The 10,704-nt window shown below is 73.1% G+C and carries 9 protein-coding genes; all 9 read right to left on the bottom strand.

Annotation, left to right across the window (positions count from 1 at the left end; genetic code table 11):
- Positions 1 to 113: 113 nt before the first annotated feature.
- The 9 genes from ACR807_RS38960 to ACR807_RS38920 all read right to left on the bottom strand — a co-directional run bounded on the left by ACR807_RS38960 (position 114) and on the right by ACR807_RS38920 (position 10,397).
- Complete coding sequence (locus tag ACR807_RS38960) at positions 114 to 656, bottom strand: flavin reductase family protein (RefSeq protein WP_438926552.1); 543 nt, start codon at positions 654 to 656, stop codon at positions 114 to 116.
- A 65-nt stretch (positions 657 to 721) separates the two neighbouring features.
- Positions 722 to 2,260 carry a tryptophan halogenase family protein gene (locus ACR807_RS38955; RefSeq protein WP_438926551.1) on the bottom strand — a complete coding sequence of 513 codons (1,539 nt, stop codon included), beginning with the start codon at positions 2,258 to 2,260 and terminating at the stop codon, positions 722 to 724.
- Between the two features lie 144 nt (positions 2,261 to 2,404).
- A complete protein-coding gene (gene sbnA, locus ACR807_RS38950) occupies positions 2,405 to 3,385 on the bottom strand; it encodes a 2,3-diaminopropionate biosynthesis protein SbnA (protein WP_438926550.1) in 981 nt (326 codons plus the stop codon).
- Between the two features lie 41 nt (positions 3,386 to 3,426).
- Positions 3,427 to 4,770: an NAD(P)/FAD-dependent oxidoreductase gene (locus ACR807_RS38945; RefSeq protein WP_438926549.1), complete on the bottom strand. Its 1,344-nt coding sequence runs from the start codon at positions 4,768 to 4,770 to the stop codon at positions 3,427 to 3,429.
- A complete protein-coding gene (locus tag ACR807_RS38940) occupies positions 4,767 to 5,078 on the bottom strand; it encodes a phosphopantetheine-binding protein (protein ID WP_438926548.1) in 312 nt (103 codons plus the stop codon). The genes ACR807_RS38945 and ACR807_RS38940 overlap by 4 nt, the downstream gene beginning before the upstream one ends.
- Positions 5,075 to 6,625: an amino acid adenylation domain-containing protein gene (locus ACR807_RS38935; protein ID WP_438926547.1), complete on the bottom strand. Its 1,551-nt coding sequence runs from the start codon at positions 6,623 to 6,625 to the stop codon at positions 5,075 to 5,077. Before ACR807_RS38935 ends, ACR807_RS38940 begins: the two co-directional genes overlap by 4 nt.
- Positions 6,622 to 7,764 (bottom strand): acyl-CoA dehydrogenase family protein, encoded by a 1,143-nt coding sequence (locus ACR807_RS38930; protein WP_438926546.1) that lies wholly within the window; start codon positions 7,762 to 7,764, stop codon positions 6,622 to 6,624. Before ACR807_RS38930 ends, ACR807_RS38935 begins: the two co-directional genes overlap by 4 nt.
- Before the next feature lie 85 nt (positions 7,765 to 7,849).
- Positions 7,850 to 9,403: an amino acid adenylation domain-containing protein gene (locus tag ACR807_RS38925; protein WP_438926545.1), complete on the bottom strand. Its 1,554-nt coding sequence runs from the start codon at positions 9,401 to 9,403 to the stop codon at positions 7,850 to 7,852.
- 37 nt (positions 9,404 to 9,440) lie between these two features.
- Entirely contained in the window at positions 9,441 to 10,397 is a 957-nt protein-coding gene (locus ACR807_RS38920; RefSeq protein ID WP_438926544.1) for a TauD/TfdA family dioxygenase, read from the bottom strand.
- Positions 10,398 to 10,704: the final 307 nt, after the last annotated feature.

Genomic DNA, 10,704 nt, shown 5'->3' with positions numbered 1-10,704 from the left:
TTCCGATCTGGTGCCGCTGCGGTTGGTGCCGGTGCGGTCGGTGCTGCGGTGCTGCGGTGCTGCGGTGGTGCCGTGGTGCCGCCGCCCCGGTACCGGGTGGGGCGGCACCGGGGTCAGCGACCGGCGGGGAGGGTGTCGGGCACGACCGCGCCCGGCGCGCCGGAGAACGTGCGCCTCCCGTACAGCAGGGGGCTCCCCGGCCGGTTCTCGATGTCGAGGATGCGGCCGAACACGACCGTGTGGTCGCCGACCCGGTGCAGGTCGGCCACGGCGCACTCGGCCACCGACAGGACGTCGTCGACCAGCACCGGCACCCCGTGGGGCGAGCGCTCCCACGCCACCGAGGCGAACCTGTCCGGCGCGGGCGAGGCGAACCGCTCGGCGGTCGCCCGCCCCCGCTCCGCCAGCAGGTTCACCGCGAAGGCGCCGGTCTCGCGCACCGCGGCCAGGGTGCCGGCGCCCTGGTCGAGGCACACCAGCAGCGTCGGCGGGTCGAGCGTGACGCTGACCAGCGAGTTGCAGGTGAGCCCGTGCGGGCGGCCGGAGCCGCTGAACGCGGTGACCACGGTGACGCCGGTGAAGTAGCCGGTCATGAAGTCCTTCACGGCACGGGGAGCTACCTGCCCGGCCTGCGCGTGGGTCCGGATCGTCTGCATGTGTTGCCCCCATCGTGTGCTCGGTGACGTGCTCCGCAGGGTCGGCCGGACTCCTCCCGCACCGGTCAGTCGTTGATGCTCGCGAGGTACTCGTAGCAGCTGGGCAGGGTGGCGACCATCTCGTCGGCCTCCGCCCTGAGCTTGGCGAACTCGGCGAGCGCGTTGGTGGGTTCCAGGTGGCGCAGCGCGGGCCGGGCGGTGAGCGGGATGCGCCCCAGGCCGAGGTTCATCGTGTTCCACGAGTAGCTCTCGAACCCGTGGTAGTGCGGGTAGATCGTCTCCTCGTCGAGCAGGTGCGACTCGGCCAGGTCCAGCTTCTCCTGGAGGCCCGCCGGGATGGGCCGGGTCTTGGCCTCCTTCCAGTACGGCGTGTCCTCCCGGTCGGCCGACCGGTAGTGCAGCACCAGGAACTCCTTGACGCCGTCGACCGCCTTGTTGATCCGGTTGTTGTAGGCCGCCGTCATCCGCTGGTCGAAGCCGTTGTCGGGGAAGTGCTTGACCAGCTGCTCGATCGCGTGCTGGATGAAGAAGATGCCGGTGGACTCCAGCGGCTCGACGAACGCGCTCGACAGGCCGATCGCCACGCAGTTCTTGACCCACGAGTTGCTGTTGCGGCCGATCCGCATCCGGATGTGGTTGGCCTCCAGGTCGTCCCGACCGGGCGCCACCTTCTCGCGCAGCTCGCGCTCGGCCTCCTCCGGCGTGATGAACTGGTCGGAGTAGACGTAGCCGTTGCCGTTGCGGCGGAACAGCGGGATCGTCCACGCCCAGCCCGCCGTCATCGCGGTGGCCGTGGTGTAGGGCTGCATGTCGGTGGCGTCCTCGCGCGGCACGCGCAGCGCGACCGCCCGGTTGTTGGGCAGGAAGTCCTCGAAGGACTCGAACTTCTCGCCCATCGCCTTGTTGATCAGCAGCCCGCGGAAGCCGGTGCAGTCGATGTAGAGGCCGCCGGTGATGGCCCCGTGGTTCTGGGTGCGGATCTCGGAGATCCAGCCGCGGCTGTCCAGGCCGACGTCGACCACGTCGTCCACCACGTGCTTGACGCCGTGCGCCCGGCCGTGCTCGGCCAGGAACGACGCCACCGCGTCGGCGTCGAAGTGGTAGGCGTAGGGGAACTGCGCGCGCTGGTCCTCCAGCGTCGACTTGCCCAGCGGCCCGTCGAGGCTGGACACGAACAGCGAGCCGTCCAGCATCCGGGGCGAGCGCTCGGCGTCGCACAGCGCCGTGGTGATGAAGCACGACCGGTCGAACGGCTCGCTGCGGTCACCCAGCTCCAGCCACCACTCCGCGAGGCTGAACCCGTCCGCGCCGCGCAGCCGCTCGAACGGGTGGTAGAAATGCTCGCCGGGCTTGCGCCAGTTCTCGAACCGGATGCCGAGCTTGTAGCTGCCCGCGCATTTCGGCAGCCATTCCCGCTCGTCCAGGCCGAGGTAGTCGAAGAAATGGCGGACGGTGCTGAAGGTCGCCTCACCGACACCGATCCGGGAGACCTGCGAGGACTCCACGAGGGTCACGTCGACGTGCGCGCCGAAGGCGGTCTTCAGGTAGGTCGCGGTCATCCACCCGGCGGTGCCACCACCCACGATCACCACGGATCGGATCATGTGCCACTCCCCTGTCAGGTAAGCTTTCCTTGCGGGAACGCGCCCCGGAACGGCCGGTGGATTGCTCCGGGCGGTTCGGAATCGCCTTCGACTCTGCTGTTCCGCGCCATACCGGCGCTATATTGCGGGTATGCTTCGGGAATATCAATTGGTGCCGGACAGGGCCGGCGCGGTCTCCTCGCGCAGGTCCGGCACGCGCCCCAGGTGCTCGACCACCCACGGGTCCGAGTAGATCGTGTCCAGGTAGCGGTCGCCCCCGTCGGGCAGCACCAGCACGCACGTCGACCCGCGCGGCAGCGTCGGGGCGAGCCGGTACAGGGCGGTGACGGCCGCCCCGGACGACCCGCCCGCCAGCACCGCCTCCTGCTCGACCAGGGCACGGCACCCTGCCACGCAGTCCAGGTCCGTCACGTGCACCACCCGGTGCGGTGCGCTCGCGTCGTGGATCTGCGGGCGCACCGACGCGCCGTGCCCCGGGATCAACCGGGACACCGGCGGGGGAGCGGGGTCGAACAGCGCGCTGCCCACCGCGTCCACCGCGATGATCTGCGTGCGCAGCCCGTGCCGGCGCACGTAGCGCCCGCAGCCCTGGAGCGTCCCCGTCGTGCCGGCCGGGACGAACAGGTAGTCCACCGGGTCGTCCAGCGCCGTCACGATCTCCCGCATGGTGCGCTCGTGCGCCTGCGGGTTGCGCGGGTTCGCGTACTGGTTGGGCCAGAACGCGTGCGGCAGGGTCGCCACCAGCTCCCGGACCCGGCGCAGCCGCGCGGGCAGCAGCTCGCCGGTCGCCGGGTCCGGTTCGGTGACCACCTCGACCTCCGCGCCGTAGGCCCGGAGGATCTTCACGTTGTGCCCGGTGGTCTTCGCGTCCACCACGCAGATGAACCGCAGCCCGAAGTACCGGCACAGCTGCGCCAGCCCGATGGCCAGGTTCCCCGAGCTGGACTCCACGACCACCGAGCGCGCCGGGTCCAGCTCCCCGGTGTAGAGCTTGTCCAGCAGCATGGCGACCGCGGTGCGGTCCTTGATGCTGCCGCCCGGGTTGAACTTCTCCACCTTGGCGTGCACCTGGAGGTCGAGCTCGACGGAGAACCGCTCGAGCTCGACCAGGGGCGTGTTCCCCACGGTGGAGAGGATGCCGCGCAGCGCGGGGTTGACCACCGGACTCAGAAACCCGGAGCGGCGGCCGGTGCCCGCAGCGAGCCCAGGTAGGGGTGCCACAGGTGCTCGGGGTCGGCCTCCACGGCCGCCACGACCTCGCGCATCGCGGCCAGCGCCTTGGGCTCCTCGCCGTCGTACACGTCGCCCTGGAGCATCTTCAGCACGTCGGTGCGGTAGCGCGGGTCCTGCACGAACGCGGTGAACAGCACGTTGAGGCGGTAGTAGATCGAGATGAACTCGTACCAGTACTTCACCGCGCGGCGCAGCTTGGTCTCGTAGGTGTCGAACCGCTTCTTGGCGTAGTCGCCCTCGGCGTGCGCGGCGATGATGTCCTGCGCGGCGATGCGGGCGCTGTTGAGCGCCACGCTCACCCCGCTGGAGAAGATCGGGTCGACGAACCGGGCCGCGTCGCCGATCAGCACGAACCGGTCGCCGCAGATCTGCTTCATCGCGTAGCTGTAGTCGCCCTCGACCTTGAACGGCCGGACCTGCTTGGCCTTCTTCAGCGCCTCGGCCAGCTCCGGCCGGCTGCCGACGAAGTCCCAGAAGAACTTCTCCCGGTCGGTGTTGGCCTCGGTGAACCGCTTCTTCTGCGTCACCACGCCGATGCTGGTGATCGTGTCGGTGATCGGGATCTGCCAGACCCAGGTGTCCTTGATCGGCAGGAAGTGCACGAAGATGTGGTCGACCACGGAGGCGTTGGGCGCGATGGCGTCCCGGTCCAGGTCCTCGAACCAGGTGTGCAGCGCGTACTGGTCGAACACCGGGTCGGAGACCTTGAACTTGAGCTGGCGGCCCACCAGGGTCTGCCGGCCCGACGCGTCGACCACCATGCCCGCGGTGTAGACGGCCTCGCGCGGCCCGAACCGGACGGTCAGCTTCACCGCCTCGGGGTCGTCGAAGTCGACGCCGCGCACGCGGGCGCCGTTGAACACGGTCGCGCCCTGCTCCTGCGAGTGGCGCAGCAGGATCGAGTCGAACAGGCCGCGGTCGACGTGGAACGTGTAGTCGCGGTCCACGCCGGGCTGGTTGCGCTCGACGAACTGGATCTCCGCCGACCAGTCGTGCGACAGGCCCTGGTAGCCCATGAACGGGATGTCGCGGGACTCCGCGGACGTCCAGGAGGCGCCGAACTTCTTCGGGAACTTCGCCTCGTCGATCTTCTCCAGCGCGCCGATCTCGTTCAGCACCGGCGTGGTCGCGGGCACCAGCGACTCGCCGACGTGCGGGCGCGGGAACGTCTCGCTCTCGAACACCACGACGGACAACCCGGCCCTGGCCAGGTAGGACGCCATCGTGGAACCGGCCGGGCCGCCGCCGATGATCGCGACGTCGTAGTCGGTCGTCATGAGTTCTCCCTGTCAGCGGTGCTCGCCGCGACCGGCTCGGCCTGCGGCTCCTGGTCGGCTGCTTCGGCCAGCACGAGGCCGGCGATGCTGGTGATGTCGCGGAAGTTGCGCGAGTTGACCCTCGCGTGGGAGACGAACACCCCGAACCGCTCGCGGACGTGGGTGAGCAGGACCGCGGTGCGCAGCGAGTCGATGATCCCCCACTCCAGCAGCGGGGTGGACAGGGTGAGCTCCCGGTCCTCGTCACCCCACAGGAACTCCTCCCGGATGAACTCCAACAGCGCGAGTTCCACTTCGGCTTGCTTCACCGCTTGCTCCTCTCGGGGCCGGGCGCCGCGTCGGCGACCACCGGCTGCTCCTTGCGTTCGGTCCGCCGCGCGGCCAGGTCCTCGTGCCGGCGGACCAGGGCGGGCCGGTCGACCTTGCCGTTGGTGGTGCGCGGCAGGTCCGCCGTGACGTGGACCCGGTCGACCACGGCGTAGGACGGCAGGAGGCGGGCGCAGTGCGCCTTGACGCCCAGCGGCCCGGGGGTGCGGCCCCTCACCGGCACGACGAAGGCGACCAGGCGGGCGTCGATGCCGCTGCCGGCCACGACCACGGCGGCGTCCTCGACGTCCGGGTGGCTCTCCAGGGTCAGCTCCACCTCGCCCAGCCCGACCCGGTGGCCGCGCACCTTGACCGTGTGGTCGCGCCGGCCGACGTAGTCGAACGAGCCGTCGTCGAGCACGCGCACCACGTCGCCGGTGCGGTAGGGGCCGCGCTGGGGCGGCGCGCCCCAGTAGCCCAGCAGCACGGTGGGGCCCTCGACCAGCAGCTCGCCCTCCTCGCCGGGGCCCGCGACCGCGCCGTCCGGCCGCTCGGCCCACGCCGTGTCGCCGGAGCAGGCCAGGCCGATGGGCACCGGCCGGTCGCGCGCCAGGTCGGCCGGGGTGACCTCGTGGAAGGTGCACACGTTGGTCTCGGTGGGGCCGTAGAGGTTGAGCAGGCGCGCACCGGTCCAGCCGGCCAGGGCGCGCACGCCGCCGATCGGGAACGGCTCGCCCGCGAAGCAGAGCGCCCGCAGCGCGGCGGGCGCGGGCCGGTCGAGCAGGCCGCCGTCGCGGATCATCAGGACGAGCGCGGACGGCACCGAGTACCAGACCGTGATCCGCTCGTCGTGCAGGAACCGCACGAGCTGGGTGGGCGCGTAGGCCAGCTCGGCGGGCAGCAGGTGCACCGACGCGCCCGCGGCGAACGCCGCGTACAGGTCCATCACCGACAGGTCGAAGACGAGCGGCGCGTGGTTGGCCAGCCGGTCCTCCGGCCGCACGTCCAGCTCGGCGACCGCCCAGTCCACGAAGGCCCGCGCGTTGCGGTGGCTGACGCACACGCCCTTGGGGGTGCCGGTCGAGCCCGAGGTGTAGAGGACGTACGCGAGGTCGTCGTCGCCGACCGGTTCGTCGACCGGCCCGGCCTCGGCGTCGGGGTCCCCGTCGTCGTGCAGGTCCAGGCACGGCGCCGTGCCGGCGAGCGCGTCGCGCAGCTCCGGCAGGCGGCCCGCGTCGGCGCACACGACCGCCGCGCCGCAGTCCGCGGCGAGCACGACGACCCGGGCCAGCGGCGCGGTCCGGTCCATCGGCACGTAGGCGGCCCCGAGCCGCAGCACGCCCTGCATGGCGGCGACCACGTCGGTGGACTTGTCCGACCACAGGACGACCCGGTCGCCCCGGCGCACGCCGAGCGCGCGCAGCCGGTGCGCGAACCGGTCGGCCGCCCGGTCCAGCTCGCGGTAGGTCAGGGCGGAGCCGGCGCAGGACGCGGCGAGCCGGTCCGGGTGGCGCGCGGCGCTGCCGATGACGAGTTCGTGCAGGCTCACAGCCCCATCCCCTTCGCCACGATGGTGCGGTGGACCTCGTTGGTGCCGGAGAAGACCTTCGCGGGCAGCGCGTCGCGCAGCTGCGCCTCGACGCCGGTCTCCGCGAGGTAGCCGCTGCCGCCGAACACCTGCATCGCGGTGATGCCGTTGGCGACCGCCGCCTCGGAGACCGCGATCTTGGCGAGCGACACCTCGGTGGTGTCCGCGCGGCCCTGGTCCATCCGCCAGCACGCCCGGTACAGCAGCAGGCGGGCGCTGTCGAGCCGCCCGCGCATCTCGGCGATCGGGTGCGCGACGGCCTGGAACTCGCCGATGCGGTGGCCGAACTGGCGGCGGCGGCGGGCGTGCCGGACGCAGCGGCGGAGCTGGTCCTCCATCAGCCCGAGGTAGATCGCGAACAGGCAGCCGCGCTCCCAGCCCATGGAGTGCTGGAAGATCGCGCCGCCCTGGCCGGGCTCGCCGAGCACGTCGTCCGCCGGGACGGGGGTGTCGGTGAACCCGACCCGGCCCGCCGGGCAGCCGTGCAGGCCCATCTTGACCATCGGCGGGCCGACCTCGACGCCGGGGGAGCCGCGGCGGACCACGAAACCGGTGTTGCCCAGGAACCCGGACGCCGGGTCGGTGCTCGCGTAGGTGACGAACACGTCGGCGAGCGGCGCGTTGCTGGAGAACGACTTGACGCCGGTGAGCCGGTAGCCGTCGCCGTCGGCGACCGCCTTCGCGTCCAGCCGCGCCACGTCGGAGCCGGCCTCGTCCTCGGTGATCGCGTTGGCGGCGATCAGCGTCCCGTCGGCCAGGCCCGGCAGCAGCTCGGCGGCCGTCCCGGGGGTGGCGAAGTCGCGGACCGCCACGGCGCAGGCCAGCAGGTGCGCGGCCACGCCGAACACCAGGCCGGTGTCCGGGCAGTGCCGGCCGAAGGTCTCCAGGCACAGGGCGGTGTCCAGGGCGCCCAGGCCGCCGCCGCCGTGCTCGACGGGCAGGCACAGCCCGGTCAGGCCCAGCTCGGCGGCCACCCGCCAGCGGTCCCGGGTGAAGTGCCCCTCCGGTGTGGACGGACGTCCGTCGCCCAACCGGTCGCGCACCGCGGCGGCCAGGTCCTCGCCGCGGCGGCGCTGTTCGCGCGTCAGATCGAAGTCCATGTCCTTCTCCGGTTCGACGACTCGGCTTCGACCACGCTCGCTGGTCGACCTATATTCGGGCACTACCCGGCCTGTCCCGGCCGGGTCAGCCGGCGCCGGCGGGTTCCCGGGCCGGCGGCAGCGCCTGGTCCGGCGCGGGCAGGGCGGCCCGGTCGACCTTGCCGCTCGCGGTCGTGGGGAACGAGGTCACGCCGAGGTAGGCGACCGGCAGGTGCGTCGCGGGCAGCCGCAGCGCCAGGAACTCGCGCAGGCCCGGCGGCACCGAGCCGTCCGCGGTGCGCACGTAGGCGGCCAGCCCGGTGCCGGTGGCCGTGGGGAAGCCGACCACCACGACGCCGCGCAGCGCCGGGTGCGCGGCCAGCGCCGCCTCCACCTCGCCCGGCTCGATCCGCACGCCGTCCACCTTGACCTGGTCGTCCCGCCGGCCGAGGTACTCCAGGACCTCGTCGGCACGGCGGCGCACCAGGTCGCCGGTGCGGTAGAGCCGGGCCCCGGGCGGACCCGCCGGGTCGGGCACGAACCACTCGGCGGTCAGCTCGGGCCGGCCGAGGTAACCCCGGCCGACGCCGACGCCGCCCGCGTACAGCTCGCCCTGCCCGCCCGCCGGCACGGGGTCGCCGTCCTCGTCGAGCACCAGCGCGCGCAGCCCGTCGATCGGCCGCCCGATCGGCACCGGGCCGGACGGCTGGGCCGGGTCGAAGCGGTGCGCGGTGACGTCGATGGCGCACTCGGTCGGGCCGTAGGTGTTCCACACCCGCACCGCACCGGGGTCCGGCAGCCGGTCCAGGAACCGGTGCACCAGCTCGGCGTGCAGCTGCTCGCCCGCCGAGAACAGCAGCCGCAGCGAGCCGCAGTGCGCCCAGCCCGGCTCGTCCACCAGGGTCCGCAGCAGCGACGGCACGACCTGGAGAACGGTGACGCCGTGCTCGGCCAGCAGCCGCACGATCGTCGCGGGGTCCCGCTCGGTCCCGGTGGGCGCGAGCACCACCGCGCCACCGCTGACCAGCGGGGCGAAGATCTCCCAGCAGGCCGCGTCGAACGTCGGGGCGGTCTTCTGGAGCACCCGGTCGGCCGGGCCCAGGCCGTGTGCGCGGACCGTCCAGGCGACCCGGTTGGCGATGCCCGCGTGGTGGACCACCACGCCCTTGGGCGTGCCGGTCGAGCCGGAGGTGAACAGCACGTAGGCCGCCTGGTCGCCGGTCACGTCGGCGGGCGGGGTCGCGGGGAGGCCGTCGGCGGCGGTCACCCCCCGGTCCAGCACCACCGTGCGCACGCCGGCGGCGACCATCGGCGCGTCGGTGATGGTCTGGGTCAGCACGAGGCCCACCCCGGCCGACCGGAGCACCGAGGTGGTCCGGCGGCCGGGGTGGGTGGGGTCCAGCGGCAGGTAGGCGCCGCCGGCCCGCCACACGGCGAGCAGCGCCACCACCAGGTTGACCCCGCGGTGCAGGCACACCCCCACCGTGCTCTCGGCGCGCACCCCGTTGGCGCGCAGCAGGTGCGCCAGCCGGTTCGCGCGCAGGTCCAGCTCGGCGTAGGTCAGCGGGCCGGCCTCGTCGAGCACGGCGACCGCCGCCGGGGTGGCGGCGGCCTGCCGGGCCACCAGCGCGGGGATCAGGGCCTCGGTCGTCGGGGTCATCGCGGGTCCTCCTCGCACCGGTGGGCGGGTCGGCGGTTCACGCCAGGACGTGCCCGTCCAGGTCGCGCATCGCGCGCGAGCGGCGGTGGTCCAGGTGCACGAAGGTGCGGTGGAGCCAGCGGTCGTTGCCGTCGTAGCGCGGCGTGAACAGCGTCCGGCCGTGCAGGGTGACCCGGTTGTCGACCAGGGCCAGGTCGCCGGGCACCAGCAGCAGGGTCTCGGTGACCGACTCCACGGCGTCCCGCAGCACCTCCAAGGCGTTCTTGGCGTCGGTGTCGTGGGCGTGGGTGGCGTGGAAGTCGACCTGGACGTCCGGGTCGGTCGGCTCCCCGGTGAGCACGGCGTGCGCCGGGGCGGCGTCGTCCGGTCGGCCGAACGACGGCGGCGCCTGCGTGGTGAACCGGGGCTCGGCCAGCACGGCGCGGACGTCCTCGGGCAGCTCGCGCACGGCCCGCCGGACGCAGCCCACCTGGAGCCCCGCGATGCGCTCGTGGTCGGCGCGCACGCACAGCAGGGCCACGTAGTCGGGCCGGCGCGGGTGGAAGGCGTTCTCCACGTGCATCTCCAGCCGGGTGGAGCCCGCGTTGCTCTGCTGGGTCTCCCGGCCGGGCACCGGCACCACGTTCTGCACCAGCGCGCCGGACTTCTCGTTGCGGTAGGCGATGACCTCGCCGAGCTGCATCGACACCATGCCGATCACCGCCGCGCCGGGCGTGGAGTCGCGCTCGACCGAGTCGGGCTCGGAGGGGGTCGGGCGCTCGGCGGCGCCCGGCAGGTTGCGCACCAGCAGCGCGCCGTCGGGGCCCGGGTCGCGGCGGAACTCGGCGAGCCGCGCGCGCAGGCGCTCGGGCAGCGTCGACGAGGCGTACCGGCAGTCGTTCACCCAGGCGATATCGTCCACCTTGCGGGGTGGCGCGCCCGCGAGCCGCTCCGCGCCCGCTCTGGTGAGGGCGCGTTCCTCGGCGGTCAAGGTGAACACGGCGTTGTCGTCCATCACTTCCCCTTCACAGCACTGCCGGAGGTCTCGGGTCGCGCACGGTCGACGCGGGCGGGCGGTGCTCACGGCCCTCCCGGACGCCCGGTCTGCACCGTCCACAGTGGTCGAGGGGTGGGCTGCGCGGCCGGCGGGCTCGGCCAGGATCATCGCGCGGGCTATGCGGGCGCTATACGCGTCCGTCGGCCGCCTGATATGGCTGTGGTATAGGCCGCGCCGGGGCAGCTCCCCAGGCTCCCGCCCCGCCGCACCACTGCCGCACCACTGCCGCCCGCGCCGCTTGCCCGGCCGCCCTCACCCGCCACCC

It is taken from the genome of Saccharothrix sabaoui, assembly GCF_051756985.1.
In the GTDB taxonomy this organism is placed as follows: domain Bacteria; phylum Actinomycetota; class Actinomycetes; order Mycobacteriales; family Pseudonocardiaceae; genus Actinosynnema.
Note: the sequence above shows the minus strand (reverse complement) of the source record. Positions and strands in the feature narration are given on the sequence as shown.

Coding starts and splice junctions, on each gene's coding strand:
- ACR807_RS38920 (WP_438926544.1), bottom strand. CDS start 10,397: ATGGACGACAACGCCGTGTTCACCTTGACCGCCGAGGAACGCGCCCTC.
- ACR807_RS38960 (WP_438926552.1), bottom strand. CDS start 656: ATGCAGACGATCCGGACCCACGCGCAGGCCGGGCAGGTAGCTCCCCGT.
- ACR807_RS38955 (WP_438926551.1), bottom strand. CDS start 2,260: ATGATCCGATCCGTGGTGATCGTGGGTGGTGGCACCGCCGGGTGGATG.
- ACR807_RS38930 (WP_438926546.1), bottom strand. CDS start 7,764: ATGGACTTCGATCTGACGCGCGAACAGCGCCGCCGCGGCGAGGACCTG.
- ACR807_RS38925 (WP_438926545.1), bottom strand. CDS start 9,403: ATGACCCCGACGACCGAGGCCCTGATCCCCGCGCTGGTGGCCCGGCAG.
- ACR807_RS38945 (WP_438926549.1), bottom strand. CDS start 4,770: ATGACGACCGACTACGACGTCGCGATCATCGGCGGCGGCCCGGCCGGT.